General features: G+C 58.5%; 17 protein-coding genes and 1 pseudogene. 10 read left to right on the top strand and 8 right to left on the bottom strand.

Annotation, left to right across the window (positions count from 1 at the left end; all coding sequences use genetic code 11):
• Positions 1 to 51: 51 nt before the first annotated feature.
• The 5 genes and pseudogenes from IPP88_16600 (at position 52) to IPP88_16580 (ending at position 2,834) form a co-directional block, all read left to right on the top strand.
• Entirely contained in the window at positions 52 to 393 is a 342-nt protein-coding gene (locus IPP88_16600) for an HPF/RaiA family ribosome-associated protein (protein MBL0124265.1), read from the top strand.
• Positions 394 to 526: 133 nt separating this feature from the next.
• Positions 527 to 1,104 (top strand): annotated as a pseudogene (locus IPP88_16595) (Bax inhibitor-1 family protein).
• Positions 1,105 to 1,208: 104 nt separating this feature from the next.
• Positions 1,209 to 1,640 carry a TerB family tellurite resistance protein gene (locus tag IPP88_16590; protein MBL0124264.1) on the top strand — a complete coding sequence of 144 codons (432 nt, stop codon included), beginning with the start codon at positions 1,209 to 1,211 and terminating at the stop codon, positions 1,638 to 1,640.
• Complete coding sequence (locus IPP88_16585; GenBank protein MBL0124263.1) at positions 1,633 to 1,809, top strand: hypothetical protein; 177 nt, start codon at positions 1,633 to 1,635, stop codon at positions 1,807 to 1,809. Before IPP88_16590 ends, IPP88_16585 begins: the two co-directional genes overlap by 8 nt.
• A 32-nt stretch (positions 1,810 to 1,841) precedes the next feature.
• Positions 1,842 to 2,834, top strand: a complete 993-nt coding sequence (locus IPP88_16580; protein ID MBL0124262.1) for a TerC family protein — start codon at positions 1,842 to 1,844, stop codon at positions 2,832 to 2,834.
• A 114-nt stretch (positions 2,835 to 2,948) separates the two neighbouring features.
• Here IPP88_16580 and IPP88_16575 read toward each other — a convergent pair whose 3' ends face one another.
• Positions 2,949 to 3,359, bottom strand: a complete 411-nt coding sequence (locus IPP88_16575; GenBank protein ID MBL0124261.1) for a hypothetical protein — start codon at positions 3,357 to 3,359, stop codon at positions 2,949 to 2,951.
• A 216-nt stretch (positions 3,360 to 3,575) separates the two neighbouring features.
• Positions 3,576 to 4,628 carry a dienelactone hydrolase family protein gene (locus tag IPP88_16570; protein MBL0124260.1) on the bottom strand — a complete coding sequence of 351 codons (1,053 nt, stop codon included), beginning with the start codon at positions 4,626 to 4,628 and terminating at the stop codon, positions 3,576 to 3,578.
• 529 nt (positions 4,629 to 5,157) lie between these two features.
• On the opposite strand from IPP88_16570, the gene IPP88_16565 reads away from it, so the two are divergent.
• Entirely contained in the window at positions 5,158 to 6,096 is a 939-nt protein-coding gene (locus tag IPP88_16565) for an alpha/beta hydrolase (GenBank protein MBL0124259.1), read from the top strand.
• A gap of 236 nt (positions 6,097 to 6,332) precedes the next feature.
• Here IPP88_16565 and IPP88_16560 read toward each other — a convergent pair whose 3' ends face one another.
• The gene (locus tag IPP88_16560) at positions 6,333 to 6,725 is read right to left on the bottom strand and encodes a GFA family protein (protein MBL0124258.1); all 393 of its coding nucleotides are present in this window, start codon (positions 6,723 to 6,725) and stop codon (positions 6,333 to 6,335) included.
• Between the two features lie 221 nt (positions 6,726 to 6,946).
• Here IPP88_16560 and IPP88_16555 point away from each other — a divergent pair, with 221 nt between their 5' ends.
• A complete protein-coding gene (locus IPP88_16555) occupies positions 6,947 to 7,321 on the top strand; it encodes a VOC family protein (GenBank protein MBL0124257.1) in 375 nt (124 codons plus the stop codon).
• 4 nt (positions 7,322 to 7,325) lie between these two features.
• Here IPP88_16555 and IPP88_16550 read toward each other — a convergent pair whose 3' ends face one another.
• Positions 7,326 to 7,748 (bottom strand): hypothetical protein, encoded by a 423-nt coding sequence (locus IPP88_16550; GenBank protein MBL0124256.1) that lies wholly within the window; start codon positions 7,746 to 7,748, stop codon positions 7,326 to 7,328.
• 20 nt (positions 7,749 to 7,768) lie between these two features.
• Between IPP88_16550 and IPP88_16545 the strand changes: the two genes are divergently transcribed.
• Positions 7,769 to 10,657, top strand: a complete 2,889-nt coding sequence (locus tag IPP88_16545; protein MBL0124255.1) for a DUF11 domain-containing protein — start codon at positions 7,769 to 7,771, stop codon at positions 10,655 to 10,657.
• Between the two features lie 277 nt (positions 10,658 to 10,934).
• On the top strand, positions 10,935 to 11,321 hold the full coding sequence (locus IPP88_16540) for a VOC family protein (protein MBL0124254.1): 387 nt from the start codon (positions 10,935 to 10,937) through the stop codon (positions 11,319 to 11,321).
• A 272-nt stretch (positions 11,322 to 11,593) separates the two neighbouring features.
• Here the strand turns inward: IPP88_16540 and IPP88_16535 are convergent, their stop codons facing one another.
• The 4 genes from IPP88_16535 to IPP88_16520 all read right to left on the bottom strand — a co-directional run bounded on the left by IPP88_16535 (position 11,594) and on the right by IPP88_16520 (position 15,461).
• Positions 11,594 to 12,286 carry a phytanoyl-CoA dioxygenase family protein gene (locus IPP88_16535; GenBank protein MBL0124253.1) on the bottom strand — a complete coding sequence of 231 codons (693 nt, stop codon included), beginning with the start codon at positions 12,284 to 12,286 and terminating at the stop codon, positions 11,594 to 11,596.
• Between the two features lie 320 nt (positions 12,287 to 12,606).
• On the bottom strand, positions 12,607 to 13,047 hold the full coding sequence (locus IPP88_16530) for a nuclear transport factor 2 family protein (GenBank protein ID MBL0124252.1): 441 nt from the start codon (positions 13,045 to 13,047) through the stop codon (positions 12,607 to 12,609).
• Between the two features lie 33 nt (positions 13,048 to 13,080).
• Positions 13,081 to 14,445 (bottom strand): arylsulfatase, encoded by a 1,365-nt coding sequence (locus IPP88_16525; protein MBL0124251.1) that lies wholly within the window; start codon positions 14,443 to 14,445, stop codon positions 13,081 to 13,083.
• Positions 14,446 to 14,480: 35 nt separating this feature from the next.
• Complete coding sequence (locus IPP88_16520) at positions 14,481 to 15,461, bottom strand: tripartite tricarboxylate transporter substrate binding protein (GenBank protein ID MBL0124250.1); 981 nt, start codon at positions 15,459 to 15,461, stop codon at positions 14,481 to 14,483.
• 122 nt (positions 15,462 to 15,583) lie between these two features.
• Here IPP88_16520 and IPP88_16515 point away from each other — a divergent pair, with 122 nt between their 5' ends.
• The gene (locus tag IPP88_16515) at positions 15,584 to 15,883 is read left to right on the top strand and encodes a DUF3500 domain-containing protein (GenBank protein MBL0124249.1); all 300 of its coding nucleotides are present in this window, start codon (positions 15,584 to 15,586) and stop codon (positions 15,881 to 15,883) included.
• Positions 15,884 to 15,987 lie beyond the last annotated feature (104 nt).

The following is a 15,987-nucleotide window of genomic DNA, read 5'->3' as shown; positions in this document are numbered from 1 at the left end:
AAGTCGGTTGTGCCCTATCTTTTGTCCACTTTCAACCGATGGAGGCTTGCAATGGAAGTAGTGTTTGAATCCCGTCATCACGACGGAGCAAAGATCCGCGAATTTGCGGTGAGCCGCGTGCAGTTTGTAATGCGCCGCCTGTCGTGGCTGGTTCCACGCGCCAAAGTACGGCTGTCTGACGTCAACGGCCCCCGCGGCGGCGTCGACAAGTGTTGCCATCTCGAACTGAAAACCGATAGCGTCGGCACCGTAACTATCGTTTTAAAGGCTAGTGACTGCCACTCCGCGCTGCAAGCTTCGCTGGCTCGCGCAACCCGCCTGCTGCTGCGCAACTGTCAGCGCCGCCGCGACCTGTATCGATCACGCCGACACCCAACCATCATTGAAGAATAGAAAGTGACAACCACCCCATGGAAAACATCACCCCGCCACCCCAACCCGACGTCGCTACGTCAGCCTTCGCTGCGCACCAGCGATCGACAGAGGTGCCAGCCGTGTGTTGCGCAATACCTATGCACTGCTTGCAATGACCCTGCTGTTCAGCGCTGTCGTCGCTGCCGTCAGCGCCGCGCTGAAGTTACCCAGTCCGGGCATCCTGCTGACGCTTGCCGGCTATTTCGGCCTGCTATTTCTGGTTTTTCATCAAAAAAACAGTGGCTGGGCGTTGCCTGCCGTATTTGCCCTGACCGGTTTCATGGGTTACACGCTTGGCCCGATGCTGTCTGCCTCGCTTGCCCTGCCTGGCGGCGCAAAGATCGTCACCATGGCGCTTGGCACAACGGGTGTCACCTTCCTCGCGCTGTCGGCATATGTGCTCAAGACCCGGAGAGATTTCAGCTTCATGGGCGGGTTCCTGTTTGCGGGTCTCATTATTGCCCTGCTCGCGGGCCTCGCCGCTGTATTTCTGCAAATGCCCGCACTCGGCCTTGCAGTGTCGGCGATGGTCGCCCTTTGTCGGCAGGTTTGATCCTGTTTGAGACCAGCCGCATTGTGAATGGCGGCGAAACCAATTACGTGTTGGCCACGGTCGGGCTCTACGTCTCGATTTTCAACCTCTTCACGAGCCTTATGAGCTTGTTCGGGATGGGCGGTATCGATGAATAAATACATTCGGATCGGGTATGTGGCGGGTCCCGATCGCAACACGAAACGCCGATCTCGCACAAGCCCGACCAATCAACGCAAAACCAAATTCAGGAGTCAATAAATTGCGTACCTATCCAAAAAACAGCCCCTTCGCGGCCGCGCGTATTGTTGCCGTCTCCATGCTGGCCGACGGCCACCTTTGCAAGACTGAGTTGGACGCACTCGACCGCATGCACGCGCACGCGCTGCTGGGTATTTCGCCCGACGAGTTGCAGGTCGTTGTGCAGGGCCTGTGCGAAGACCTTTGCTCCACGTCGCTGCGAGGCTGGGGAGCGGCGTACCTTGACCCCGGCACGCTCACCGCATTGCTGGCAGAGATTGACGACCGCGAAATACGCGGCCAAGTGATGGGATTGTGCGTCGCCGTCGCCGAAGCGGACGCACACGCTGCAGATGGAGAGGCAATCCTTCTGACTGCCATGCACGAGCACTGGCGACTGGTGCGGCCCTTCTCGCCGCCGCCGCCTTTGGTGGCGTGCCCGCAACATGGTTGACCCCGCGATATTGGTTGGCGTGGTCGCTGCCGTGGCACTTTACGCGGCATGGCGCGAGTACGCATGGGACAACCGCAGAGACGCGGCATTGCTTGCCACTTTCGGCGCAAGCGTCATGCTCGCCGCCATATGGCTCGCCAACTCTGACGGCCCGCAAACTCTGACATAACCTGACCAACACCTTTTCTGGACATCACTATTTTGGAACCTCTCATTGAATTCCTCAGCAACCCGCTGCTTGGCAAGGCCGCCTGGGTCTGGCTCGTCTTCGCCGGAATTGTCGTAGCACTCCTTGCTTTTGATCTCGGTGTGCTGCACAAAAGCGATTCCGAAATAGGCGTCAAGGAAAGTCTGGCACTCTCAGCCGGCTACATCAGCATTGCTTCGCTGTTCGGTGCCTGGGTCTGGTGGTACTTCGGCGTCCAAAGCGGGACGGAGTACTTCACCGGCTTTCTGATCGAGAAATCGCTGTCGATGGACAACGTCTTCGTCATCGCGCTGATTTTTTCCTACTTCGCCATTCCTCGCCAGTACCAGCACCGTGTTCTGTTCTGGGGAATCATGGGAGTGATTGTGCTGCGGGCTTTGATGATCGGGCTCGGTGCCGCTTTGATCAGCAATTTCAGCTGGGTACTCTACGTATTCGGTGCTTTTCTCATGTTCACCGGCATCAAGATGTGGATCATCGCTAACCACTTTCCCGACATCGCGAACAACCCGCTGCTCAGGTTCCTGCGCAAGCATCTGCGCGTCACGGCAGCAGTTGAAGGTAACTCTTTCTTCGTTAACCGCACCGACCCGGCGAGCGGAAAACCAGTGCGTTGGGCGACGCCGCTGTTCCTCGCGCTTTGTATGGTGGAGGTCATTGACCTCGTGTTCGCGGTCGACTCGGTACCGGCGATTTTCGCGATCACCAGCGATCCTTTCATTGTCTACACCAGCAATATCTTCGCAATCCTCGGCTTGCGCGCGCTTTACTTCGCACTCGCGGCAATGATTCACCGCTTCACGTATCTGAAATATGCGCTGGCCCTGGTGCTCGTGTTTATTGGCGCAAAGATATTCCTGGTCGGAATCATCGGCAAGATTCCGCCGAGCATATCGTTGACCGTGACATTCGGCCTGATAGCGGGTGGCGTAATCGTCTCGCTCTGGAAAACGCGCGCGCAACCTGTGGTCCTTGGCCAGTTATGAGGCTTGTGCACCGCTATTTCGGCGTAGGGGGCGCCCTGGCGTTTGCGCCGCCCCGGGCGCAGCTCTGCGAGGCCGCCAAATGGCGATCTGCGATGAGACGAAGGCTGCCGGCTTCTACTTATTCTGCTGGACGACATAAAGCAATCTGTTCACGTTGAGTGAAAGTATCGCCCCAAAGACGTAGCACGCCAGATCGACCGGATCGAAGGTGCCGAGGGCGTGTTTTCCCGTTGCCATCTTCATGATCCCCTGCATGAGTTCGGCACTACAAGCGATGATGGCCCAGGCAGCGGAGATCTTCCTGTTCAGCGCGATCTGCGACTGCCTTAGCGTTTCAGCCGCCGTATTGTGGCCGACGGACTGGATCAACGCGAGGTTTCTTATGCCGAATGTTGCCGAGGATAGAAACGCCACCAGCAAGACATCGTATGCGTTGCCGCGCAGCCAACCGTGCGCAAAGAATTTCAGCCAGATTGCCGCCAGAAACCCGGACAGGGCAATTGTGTAGAAGAGCTTGTGCCTCAAATCAGGATCCCGACTCCATCTGCTCTCGCAATAGGTGCGAGAATTTCAAGCGCCGCTTCTGCAAGTCATGCGTGTATTCGATTGCGACTGAATGGACTTGCATTTCTGCTTTCACTTTTTGACGCCATCCATTTGCATTGCCGTTTACTCCTGCTATGACTTCGCGGGTTATCGCGCAGCTCAGGGGACTGACCTCGCTCACAGGCGTACAGGAGATCAGCGTCCAAAAGTCTTGCGCAGAAAACCCAGGATGGCCTGCGCGGCCTTGTCACGCGCCTTGCGGTCGCCTTCAACCGAAGCGCCGGTCGCGCTGCATTGCTTCTTCAGTGTCTCCACATAGGCCGCGCCGGTCAGGCGTGTGCCGGTGGTGCGGTCGTGGGAATAGAGGGTCTCGATATCTACTTCGATCGGGCAGGCGTCGAGCGTTTTCTGCGCATTGCGCACGTCGGTACGGCGCTGATCATCCATATCGAACTTGTGGCGCGCGCCTGCGATGGTGTTGAATTCGACTGGCGTTCCCGCCTTGCTGATCTTTTCCGCGTAGTCGCGGCAAGGTTCCATCGCCGCATAATCGTCGGCGTCGCCATGCACCCAGAGCATGGGCGATTTTGAAAAGACGCCCGGCTTGACGATCAGGCGGAATACGCCGACGCAACCGCCCGAATAGACGGGAATATGCGCCGCGAAGCGCAGGCCCGGAGGAAGTGTTTGCGCGGCGGATTGCGCGGCGATGATGCGCTCGACCGCCGTCCGCCAGGTGGCGATACCGCCGCGCGAAAAACCCATGACGGCAATACGGCTCGCGTCGATGCGCGGGTGGCTGGCCATGAGTTTGAGCGCGCTGAATGCATCCGCCACGTCCGCCGCAAACGGAACCTGCGATTGATCCTCGGCGGTACTCTTCACGCCGCGCGGACCGAAGGAATCGAGGGCAAGCACCGCGTACCCTGCGGCGTTGAATTGTTTCGGCCAGTATTCCAGCATCGCATCGTAGATGCCGCCAGAGCCGTGCACCAGAATGATCGCGGGCGCTTTGTCTTTTTCCGTTGCCGAAGCCGGAAGAAAGAGGTGCCCCGTGATGTTGACCGGATCACCCGTCAACGAAGTCTTGAGCAGATCCGGAAACATCTTCGGTGTGACGCTGCCGAAGGAGTAAGCGCCATTTCCCGGCGCCTTGCTGAAATCGGACGCCGCCTCCAACGCCACCGTCGAACACGCCATCGCCATGCCGGCGATCAATCCAAACATCCGCTTCACAGAATTGCACATGAATGCTTCCTCTCCAATCAAGAAATGTCGAATCGCCAAATTTCATGCACCCGGTTCACGTCGCCCGCCTCCGCGCTCTTTCATCGTAGTCGCGTGCCACGCTCCGCGCAACATTCGCGGACATGGAGCATCACCTTAATGTCCGCACCATGTCCTCCACATTCATCATTGTTGGGTTAAACCGATGACCATGTATTGAGAGAAATCAAACGGCGAGGGGCAGGCCGGAAGATGGGTGCCCATTTATTCGCTGGACCAGGGTGTCCGACCTTCGAGGGCAAGATGACCATGACCCATACTTGCCATTCCGTTCTACGCGTACAGAAATCCCAAACGGTCAGCGAAGTGGCACATGAAGTATTCTTCGCTTGCTCAACCGTCGCTCTTTGAAGTTGAATCCACCATCCATTTATTATGACTTCGCGACAAACTCAAACGCACGCGCGGTGCGTGGGCTATTCATGGCCGGAAAGGGGCGCGGGCATTTCAATGCGCGGGCATTGCATTTTGGCTGGCCTTGGAGGGGAGAATGAGAACACTGATCAACGGGATCTGGATGCTTGCCACCGCGGCAAGCATTTCGGCACACGCTGCAGAACCCCCGTCGTTGCCCAACGTCACCACGGGCCGCATTGAGCGCATCGAGCACTTCGCCTCGCGCCACGTCATGCCGCGGCACATCGATGTCTGGCTGCCGAGCGATTTCAGTCCCTCGCGGCGCTACCAGGTGCTGTACATGCACGACGGACAGAACATTTTCGATGGCAGCCTGAACTGGACGAAGAAAGCCTGGCGTGCTGATGTGGCGGTGGCGAACCTCACCAAGCGCGGCCAGATCGAGGACACTATCATCGTCGGCATCTGGAACAACGGCATCGAGCGCTATGCCGAGTACTACCCGGAGAAGTTCCTGGCCTTTGCCCCGGACGCCGTACGGCGCGAGTACGAAGTCGAGGCCAGCAACGGCCGGCTCAAGTCGGATGCGTACCTTCGATTCATCGTTGAGGAATTGAAGCCGGCCATCGACAAGAAATACCCGACGCGCACCGGGCGCGAGCACACCTTCATCGCCGGCTCCAGCATGGGTGGCTTGATTTCCCTCTACGCGCTGTGCGAGTACCCGCAATTCTTTGGCGGCGCGGCGGGGTTATCCACGCACTGGGTCGGTCGGCCGACCGCATGGGGCCGCGAGCGCGTGCGCAACGCCGCGCTCCCGCTCGCCGCGATGACCTATCTGGGCAAACACCTGCCGGACCCGGCCACGCACCGCATATACAGTGATCGCGGCGACGACTGGCTGGATTCGCTTTACGCGCCGGCCCAGCGGATGCTGGCCGAAGTGTTGCGCGATCGCGGGTACACGCCGGCCCACGCGTTGACGGCCGTGATCGACGGCACGGGGCACAGCGAGGCCGACTGGGCCGACCGGCTGGAAGCGGTCCTTTCATTCGTCATGGGGAATAAATGAAACGTTTCGGTGCCGTGTCCATTGTCCTTGCGTCTATGGCACCGGCACTGGTCGCGTCGGAATAAGCGTGGCAACAATGCTAGCACTGGCGAGGCTTCCAGGCCGATAATGGCTGGAAACGCCCGTCAAATGGCGATCTGCAATGCGGACTGCTGCGGGGAAAATGGTGTCCCATTCGTTTATTGATTCACCCTTCTCGTTACCTCGTAACGGCGCCTTCGCACCGCTCATACGACCTACTCCTCAAATCGACCCTTTGCCTCACGATCGCGCTCGTATCGCCTCGTGAGCGGAAACGGCGGCAACCATGACTCGCGACGGACGGTCCAGAGTTCGTAGGTGGGCCTCAGTTGGTCAGGGGCATCCAGTGATCCCAGGTTCACTTCAATTTCGTCTGCGGTGCGTGAGAAAACAGGCGAGCCACAGCGGGGACAGAAAAACCGACCGGCGAAGTCACAAGTTTCGCCTTCGATTGTCACCGCATCATGAGGGAACACGGCGGAAGCGTGAAACAGAGCCCCATGATGCTTGCGGCAGTTGAGACAGTGGCAAAGGCCGACCCGGTATGGGCGTCCCAACGCGACGAGTCGGACGTTGCCGCACAGGCAACCACCGGTGAATCGGTCCATGTTGCTTCTCCTCTAAAATCGAGCGGTTGGAATAGTTCAACGAACGGCACTGTAGACGAACTAAAGGCGCTCAAGGTGAATTTTTTTGAAAAAATCGAGCAGTTCAAAAACGATCCACGCGGACCCCTTGGAACTCAATTAGCAGTTAACACCGGCACGACAACAGCCGACTGAAAACAACGATTAGGTCTCGCGCAGGACCACACCCTTCAGGAGAACGCATGTTTGACCACGTGAAATTCGGTGTCAGCGACTATGCAGCGAGCAAAGCGTTTTTCCTCAAGGCCCTCGAACCGCTCGGCGTAACGGCTGTCACGGAGTGGCCGCCGAACGGTGTCGAACTTAGCCAACCAAAGGGTAGTGTTTCATTGTGTCTGTATCAAACCGGGGAGAAGCCGGCGCATCTTCACCTGGCGTTCGTCGCCGGGAATCGTAGCCAAGTCGACGCCTTCTATCGTGCGGCGCTGGAAGCGGGTGGCAAAGACAATGGTGCGCCAGGGCTCCGCCCGCACTACCACGCAAACTACTATGCCGCTTTCGTTCTTGGTCCGGATGGACACAACATCGAAGCGGTTTGCCACGAATCCGGGGCCTGACCCTTCAAACGTTGACCCTGAAGACTTCGGGAGAAAAACATGAGCGAACAAACACCATCGCATGCCGCTGAGCAGGGGCGTTCGTTCGGCGAAAGGCAGGAGGCTCTCGAATGGGCTGGGGCAAAGTCGCCGATATAACCTGAGCCGCTACCAAGTCTTCGGACCGCTTGGTCGGCGACGACTTGGTATCGCCCTTTGGATTGCTGGAGGACAGACCACGATTGTCTGTTGCAGAAAAGATAATAGTGGTCTGTTCCGTTCGTTCGCTTTGTTGCGCAGAATGAAGGCCGACGCCATACTGCGCACGAATCGCGGCCAAAACAGGAAGCGTGGCGAGAGATCCAATTCTGCCAACATCCATGCGAGTCAGGGTTGACAGTCCGCGTGTGAACGTCTGGCTGGTATGGAAGCGGGCAGTTTCAAGCATTGTTCAATCAGGAGTTTGATATGAGCGTCTTTTCGCGAGCGAGGTCATTGGTGACGCGTCTGTTCGTCGGACTGGCGCTCTTTTGCACGCTGGCATTTCCGGCTGTTGCACAGGATCTGGTCCTGTCCAAGACCACGACCAGCACATTCGTTCAGGGCGGGACCGCCAGCTATACGCTTACCGCCAGCAATGTCGGCGGCGCGGCAACCACGGCAAGCTTTTCCATTGCCGATACGATGCCGACCGGTCTGACCATTTCATCGTTCAGCACCTTTAGTCCGTGGTCTTGCACAGTCCCCACATCTGCATTGTTAAACTGTACAAACGCGGCCATCCTCGCCGCAGGTGCCTCGGCACCTGCCATTACGGTTACAGTGAATATCGCCGCCAATGCGCCTGCGTCTATCACCAATACCGCAACGGTTTCTGGCGGTGGTGAGACGGTTACCAACAACAATAGTGCCTCATCAACCGTTTCTGTTACCGCTGTCGCACCGGACCTGACAATCACAAAAATAGCGCAGGGTTCAGGCTTTCAACAGGGCGGCACGGTGACCTATCTGCTCACCGTCACCAACGGCGGCAATGGCCCGACGTCCGGAACGATTGCCGTGTCGGATACGATTCCGACCGGCCTTACGGTAACGTCTGTCTCCGGCACCAATTGGAATTGCACCAATGCCCAACCGGTTTCCTGTACGCGAACCACACCCATTGCAGCCGGCACAAACTCGGTCATCACGCTGGTTGCAAATATCGCTTCAAATGCGGCAGCCACCATCACCAATACCGCGAATGTCACCACAACGGGTGAGTCCAACAATGCCAACAACGCAGGGAGTTCAGTCATCAGCGTTGCCGCCGTCGCACCTGATCTGACCATCACCAAGGTTGCGCAAGGGACACCGTTCCAGCAAGGCGGAACCGTCTCCTATCTGCTCACCGTCACCAACGGCGGCAACGGTCCCACCACCGGAACCATCACCGTGACAGATACGATTCCGACTGGCCTTACGGTAACGTCCGCAACCGGCACAAACTGGACGTGCACGTCAGGCGCGACGGTTTCGTGCACGCGAACCACACCCATTGCAGCCGGCACAAACTCGGTCATCACGCTGGTTGCAAATATCGCATCAAATGCGGCAGCTTCCATCACCAATACGGCGAACGTCACTACGCCGGGGGAATCAAATACCGGCAACAACGCCGGAAGTGCAATTATCAGCGTTGCCGCCGTCGCGCCGGACCTGACCATCACAAAAGTCGCACAGGGTGGGCCGTTCCAACGGAGTGGTACGGTGACCTATCTGCTCACCGTCACCAACGGCGGCAATGGCCCGACGTCCGGAACGATTACCGTGTCGGATACGATTCCGACGGGCCTTACGGTAACGTCCGCGACCGGCTCAAACTGGACGTGCACGACCGGTACGACGGTCTCCTGTACGCGAACCACGCCCATCGCGGCGGGCACGAACTCGGTCATTACACTTGCCGCCAATATCGCATCGAATGCAGCAGCTTCCATCACCAATACGGCAAACGTTGCGGGTGGCGGCGAGGTGGTGACCAACAACAACGCAGGTACCGCATTCATCAGCGTGGGTGCCGCTGCGCCTGATTTGACGATCTCCAAGACCACACCAAGCTCTTTTGCGCAGGGCGGCACGGCCAGTTACACGCTCATCGTTAACAATATTGGTACGCTGGTCACCAATGGTGCTTACACGGTAACCGACACCTTGCCGACCGGCTTGACACTGGCCACAATAACATTCGGTACTGGATGGGATTGTGCCGCCTCCACAAGCACGGTGGCGAGTTGTACCCGAAGCACGACCATTCCCGCAGGTGTTTCGGCCCCGCTGATTACGCTCAATGTCAGTATCGCCGCCAATGCTCCCGCCTCCATCACCAATACGGCAAGCGTTTCCGGCGGCGGCGAGACCGTGACGAACAACAACAGCGCCTCGAACACGGTATCGGTCACCGTGGTCGCCCCGGACCTGACGATCACCAAGGCCACCAGCAGCGCTTTTCAACGCGGCGGCACCGCCATTTACACGCTCACTGTTAACAACATTGGCAATGGCGCCACAAGTGCGGGCTACACCATCAGCGATAACCTGCCGGCCGGCCTGACCACCACCGCCATCGCCGTTAGCGGTGGCTGGGATTGCGGGCCCAGCACGGGCACCGTGTTGAGTTGTTCGCGCAACACCGCCATCCCGTCCGGCGCGTCGGCACCGATGGTTACGCTAACGGTCAATATTGCCGCCAATGCACCGGCTTCGATCACCAATACCGCCACCGTGTCCGGCGGCGGCGAGTTGGTGACCAATAACAACAGCTCATCGGTGACGTCGACTGTCACGTCCCCGCCGCCTCCGGCTTTGGTGTCAGTGGTATCGCAGCAAGTTCAAAATGGCATTTTTTACAACCTGCCCATTGACTACCTGCAGTCCATCAAAGGCGCCATCACCGTTGAACCACGGTCCAGCGCGAATGGGTTCAATTTGATTTTCCAGTTTGCCTCTCCCATCACCTCAGTCGATCCGGTGGCGGTCGTGGTGGATGCAAACGATGCGAAGCTGACCGACGCAGCCGCTACGGCTTCTGGTGCCGTCGTCGTCGTCAACCTCGGCAAAATTCCCGATCGCCAGCGCATTACCGTCACACTGACCGGCATCAACGGCTTTGCAACGGTGGCGCTTTCGATGGGTTTCATGCTGGGCGATTTCAACAGTTCACGTTCGGTTGATGCCAATGACATCACAGCCATAAAAGCGCGTGCCGGTGAGTCGAGCTCACTATCCAATTTCATGTTTGATGTGAATAGAACCGGCATCATCAGCGCTGCGGATATTGCGGCCGTGAAGGCAAGATCGGGAACGACACTGCCATAGCCATCGTTGCAGCGGCACACCTGGCAAGAGGAGGCCGGGGAGGCGCGCGAAATGGCGGCCCATTGATTGGCAAGTTCACTTTGCGGTTTTCGGGCATGCTAGCACCCACGCGAGTTCGAGTCGCCGTCCCATGTGGCTGACTCTCGCCCCAAGGAGAATTCACATGAAAACACTCACTTTCACCAGCATGCTCGCCGGTGCGCTGGCCTTGATCGCTATCATCGCTACGGCCGGTACGACTGCGGCGCCATCCGCCCCGCCCAGCGAGAAGAAGACCATGGACCTCGGCAATTTTTCCGTCAGCCTCAACGTCAAGGACATCAAGGCCTCCAAGGCCTTCTACGAGAAGCTCGACTTCAAGGTGGTCGCCGGCAAGCTCGAACAGAATTGGATCGTCCTCCAGAGCGGGAACGCGAGGATCGGGCTGTTCCAGGGGATGTTCGACAAGAACATCATGACGTTCAACCCGGGGTGGAACAAGGACAAGGAGTCCCTGAAAGACTTCCAGGATGTGCGCGAGCTGCAGCGCACCTTGAAGGCGCGTGGGCTCACGATTGTGCCCGAGGCGGACGAGAAGACCGAGGGGCCTGCGTACTTCAAAGTCACCGACCCCGACGGCAACACGCTCCTGTTCGACCAGCACGTTCCCAGCCCGAAGCGCTGACGATCCACCCGATTACTGCGTGGCTGCAATGCCGTAAGAGTTAACGGGGCAGGATCGATATGTACAGCCCGCGAGGAAATGCGAGCCCGGTCCCGTTGATTCACGACCATTGGCGGCGCTGTTGTCGTGGAGAATACTCAACCTCTAGCGCTGGCGAGGCGTTCGGGGCAAAAGGGGCTGGAGCGGCGCGCCAAATGGCGTTTTACGATGGCAACTCCGAGGTAAATGGTGACCCCATTTATTTGTTGCCATTTATTTGCTGCACTTATTTGCTATGCATCAAACCCCTCATCGGTGTCCATGCGCACGGCCCGCATGGCGCGGGTCTTGTCGTAGCTCTCGCGCAGGGCCTCGATCGCATAGCAAAAGAGCAGCGAGCGGCGCGGGGCGCCGGTCTCATTGCGGGTGGCACCGTGCAGCAGGGTGGAGCCGAACAGCAAAACGTCGCCAGCGTCTCCGCTAGTCACGAAGGCCTGCGGTTGGGCCGGGGCCGCCGCCGCAAGCCCCTCGCCGAGATGCGTGCCAGGCGCCACGCGCGTAGCGCCGTTATCGGGTCCGAACGGGTCGAGGAAGGCCAGCACGGAGACCGTCTGCGTCTCGTTGGACCCGGGGCCGTCGCGATGCAGTTGTTGCGCACCGCCACCGGGGCGGGGCTCGCGGCCCTCGACTTGGGAAAGGAAGAACGGCCCACGGAGCACATGGTGCGCGGCGGCTAGCAGCGCAGGCAGTCGGCAGACCAGCTGCACCACGGGATCGAGGTCGAGCAAGGCGTGTCGCCAATCGTGGCCGCGCGGAACCGGCCATCGATCGGATGCCAGCTCGCCCGCCTCGAATGCGGCACGCAGCGTCGGGAGCCAGTCCGCCGGAATGGCTCCGCGCAGGAGAAGATAACCGTCATGGTCGAGACGGCTGCCGGTTTCGGCATCGAGCTTTCCAACCTTCGTTTGCCGCAACAGGGTGCTCATGGCTCAGGATATTTACGGGACCAAAAGGAATAAATGAGGAATAACTCGTGCGAACGTGGGCTCTTTCAATGTCGCATTGCTGTGTTGCGAGCGTTGGCCCTATTTTTTTCAAGCCTCGTACGAACGTTGAGTTCCTATTCGTGAACTCTAGCACTGGTGCGGCGTCCCGGCCAAAAATGGCTGAAGAGGCGCGCGAGTAAATCGGCGGGGTGTGGATTCTGGGGAGGAAAGGGGGCAGCGTGATTGTTGCGTTCGTACGTCAAAAACAAATCACGCCGACCCCTTTAATTTCTTAATTTGTCATTCAGTGTCTGCTTAGTTCATTTCATTCCTGCTTCTGCCACCCTGGAAAACGTTTCGGAAATCACCCGCCAGCGCCCATCGCGCTTGATGGCCACCCACGTTACTTTGGTTGCGAGCCCGGGGCCAAAGCGATCGACGACCACCGCGGTGTCGCCGAACACACGCACCATGTCATTGATGACTTTGTACGGCGCAATCGGCTTGGAGAGAATCATCTTGATGAAATCCGTGCGGTCCGATGTCTTTCCCGACGCATAAACAACAACCAATCTCTCGTCGAGAATGCGCTCAAGCGCCTGGCGGTCGTGTTTGACTTCAGCCTCCACCCATTCGCGTTCGAGGGCAAGAAGGTGCTCTTCATCGGTTGCTGCGATCTGGCGATCGGACGGCAATGTCGTACATCCTGAAAAAATGAGGGCTGCCAGTGTGGCAGCTATTGCGGCCGTCATATTGATCATGGAAACCTCCATTGTTTTGCGACAAGAAGGTAATCAATTGCAATGAGGTTTTGACGGGTATGCCGCCGGAACAAATTCGTCCGGTGCCCCCGGAGGAATTGGCGGCGCTTCTCTTAGCGATCTCTGGAATGCATCAATCATCTTTCTGATCGGGCCGCGCACCCAGCCTTGGGTGCTGTTCACGTCGGATTCCTCTTTCGGGTCTTGGACAAGGTTGAATAGATAGGGCGTTTCGAGGTGGTTGGCGCCTGCATTGGGCTCGACCTCCCAGACAAAGTGCATCTTCCAGTCTCGCCACTTGGCGGCCCGCATTTCGTTTTTGATGAAGTAGACGAATCCTTCACGTGCGGACTTTTCAGTCTTGCCACTGAGAAATGGCAGTTGGTTGACGCCATCGATGGGTCTGTCCGTTGGCATATTGGCGCCTGCAACCGCCGCCAGGCTCGGAAACAAGTCCACGACATGCACGATCTCGTTCGTGACACCGCCGGGCTTTATGTGTCCCGGCCAGCGCGCAATGAACGGGACGCGCAGCGCGCCTTCCATGGCGGTATGGTAGGTACCGGTCCACATCCCGGCACTGCCGCGCCACGGCCGACGGTATTCCGGGCCGTTGTCGCTGCCAAAGATGAAGAGCGTGTTCTCGCGAAGGCCTGACGCGTCCACCGCATCGAGTATTTCCCCGACCCGGGCATCCAGTTCAATGAGCGAGTCGGCAAAGTCGCCTTTCCTGGAGGTCCCTTCGAAGGACCGATGCGGAATCGTCGGAAAATGCAATTGTGTCAGCGGCACATAAAGAAAAAACGGATTCCCGGCCACCGCCTGCCGCTGAATGAACGCGCAACTACGGCGTGTCAATTCCTCGTCGATGCGCCGGCGCATTTCAAGGTCGTAGACCTCACGCTTCTCGGCACGACTACCCTTGACGCCTTCCATCACATGGGGAATATCAACCACAGTCGGATCGAATCCGACGGACTCCATGAACATGCTCTCGTTGGTGGTGCGGGGGATGCCATACCACTCGTCGAAGCCTTTGTCCTTGGGATAGCGCCCTTCCTTGTCCCCCAGATGCCACTTGCCGTACATGGCGGTCGCATAGCCGGCGCCGGATAGTAACTCGGCAATCGTGATCTCCCATGGCACAAGACCCTGCGGCAGGCCGGCGGGCACCGACTGCAGCGCACCCGTGCGGATCGGGTGACGGCCGGTCATGAGCGCCGAGCGTGTCGGCACGCAATCACTCTCAACGTTGAAGTTGAGAAGGCGGATGCCTTCGCCGGCCAATGCATCAATACGGGGCGTGGGAGCGCCCCGTATGGCCCCGCCACCATAACAGCCGAGCTCGCCCCATCCGAGGTTATCCGCCAAAACCAGAACAATGTTTGTCTTTTGCACGCTATCCCTTTGATCAGACGCTCCGAAGTGCCGTATCACTCCAGTTTAAGGTCGAGGCTAGGCACGACGCGGGCCCAGGTATCCACGTTGGTCTTCAGAAACTTGTCGAACTGCTGATGGCCAAGTGGCTTCGGGTCAATGCCGACATCAGACAATTTCTGTTGAACCTCCTGCCGTGAAACGACTTTGAAGATCGCCTCCGAGAGTTGCTTGACGATGGCCTCAGGCGTCCCCGCGGGGGCGACCACCCCGGCCCACTGTGTCAAAGCAATCTGTGCATAACCAAGATCGGTCGTGGTTGGCACGGTGGGGATCGCGCCTGCGCGCTTTGGTGAGGTAACGGCCACGATGCGAACGGTGCCCGCCTTTGCCTGCGCCAACATCGGTGCCAACCCAAGTACCGCCAGCGGAACCTGGCCGCCAACGATGTCGGTGGTGGCCTGTCCGCCTCCCTTGTACGGAATGTGCAATAGCTGAACGCCGGCAAGCTTGGCAAGCCATTCGCCCACGACGTGCTGGGATGTGCCAACGCCGGAAGTACCGTAGGCCACGCTGCCAGGTTTGTCCCTGGCGGCCTTGAGGACGTCAGCAAAAGACATGAAGGTCGATTTGGCGGAAACGGCGACACAAATTGGCTGGTCACCAATCATGCCCACGCCTTGCAGATCACGTTTGAACTTCCAGGTCAGGTTCGGCCGCGTGACGTCCATCAGCGCTGCCGAGTCCGATGCCAGGCCCAGCGTGTAGCCATCTGGCTTGGCTTCTGCCACGGCCTGCATGCCGATGGCGCCTGCCGCACCGGGACGATTGTCAACGATCACCGTCTGCTTCAGCAGCTTGCCGAGTTCGACGCCAATCAACCGAGCCACCGTGTCGTTGGTGCCTCCGGCAGCCTGCGGCACGATGATCTTGATTGGCTGGTCGCTTGGCCAACTCGCGTAAGCGGGGGCGCTGACCGCCAGTAGAACCAACGCGGTAGCGAGGGCAATCGAAATGCGGTGGGAATGTGGATTCATATTCTTTCTCGTGGGCTATGCACAACCGAAGTATAGAAGGTAAGAAAGGTAAGGGCATGCCAAAAAAATAGATAGGCTCGCGGTTAAAAGGAGCCGGATCGATAATTTCAGGCCACGAAAACATGCAAGCCTGGCCCTATAGATTCGATAGATTTAGGACAGACCTGGCGAACATCAAGTTTGCCTGGATGGGCGGTCGCGAAAAGGGGCAGGGCCATTACTACCGGATTCTGGGCTCCGCTTTCCTGATCGAGTACGACAACACCCGGAACAACGCCAATCACATCCATAACGTGTGGCGTGAGTTCAAGGGGGACTGGGGCAAATATGTGTTGGCCGAGCACTACCGGACCGCGCCGCACCATGCCAACCGTCCCGGTGGCGATCAGGATGCAGAGAAGGCGAATCGGGTGGAGAAATAAAGGGATCACCCATTAGCTTGGAGGTGCCGCGGCATGCCGGCGGGTCCACTGCCGCTGCGTGACGCCCCGGGGTTGTGCTGCCACGCTGACCTTTTGCCGGCCCG

This window comes from Betaproteobacteria bacterium, assembly GCA_016720925.1.
GTDB lineage: Bacteria > Pseudomonadota > Gammaproteobacteria > Burkholderiales > Usitatibacteraceae > UKL13-2.
The sequence above is the reverse complement of the archived record's forward strand: the minus strand, read 5'-3'. Positions and strand labels throughout refer to the sequence as shown.

Bases quoted from the DNA above. Each gene is read 5' to 3' on its own strand.
- IPP88_16600 (MBL0124265.1), top strand. From the start codon at position 52: ATGGAAGTAGTGTTTGAATCCCGTCATCACGACGGAGCAAAGATCCGC.
- IPP88_16585 (MBL0124263.1), top strand. From the start codon at position 1,633: ATGGTTGACCCCGCGATATTGGTTGGCGTGGTCGCTGCCGTGGCACTT.
- IPP88_16570 (MBL0124260.1), bottom strand. From the start codon at position 4,628: ATGTGCAATTCTGTGAAGCGGATGTTTGGATTGATCGCCGGCATGGCG.
- IPP88_16565 (MBL0124259.1), top strand. From the start codon at position 5,158: ATGAGAACACTGATCAACGGGATCTGGATGCTTGCCACCGCGGCAAGC.
- IPP88_16560 (MBL0124258.1), bottom strand. From the start codon at position 6,725: ATGGACCGATTCACCGGTGGTTGCCTGTGCGGCAACGTCCGACTCGTC.
- IPP88_16555 (MBL0124257.1), top strand. From the start codon at position 6,947: ATGTTTGACCACGTGAAATTCGGTGTCAGCGACTATGCAGCGAGCAAA.
- IPP88_16550 (MBL0124256.1), bottom strand. From the start codon at position 7,748: ATGCTTGAAACTGCCCGCTTCCATACCAGCCAGACGTTCACACGCGGA.
- IPP88_16545 (MBL0124255.1), top strand. From the start codon at position 7,769: ATGAGCGTCTTTTCGCGAGCGAGGTCATTGGTGACGCGTCTGTTCGTC.
- IPP88_16540 (MBL0124254.1), top strand. From the start codon at position 10,935: ATGGACCTCGGCAATTTTTCCGTCAGCCTCAACGTCAAGGACATCAAG.
- IPP88_16535 (MBL0124253.1), bottom strand. From the start codon at position 12,286: ATGAGCACCCTGTTGCGGCAAACGAAGGTTGGAAAGCTCGATGCCGAA.
- IPP88_16530 (MBL0124252.1), bottom strand. From the start codon at position 13,047: ATGATCAATATGACGGCCGCAATAGCTGCCACACTGGCAGCCCTCATT.
- IPP88_16520 (MBL0124250.1), bottom strand. From the start codon at position 15,461: ATGAATCCACATTCCCACCGCATTTCGATTGCCCTCGCTACCGCGTTG.
- IPP88_16515 (MBL0124249.1), top strand. From the start codon at position 15,584: ATGCAAGCCTGGCCCTATAGATTCGATAGATTTAGGACAGACCTGGCG.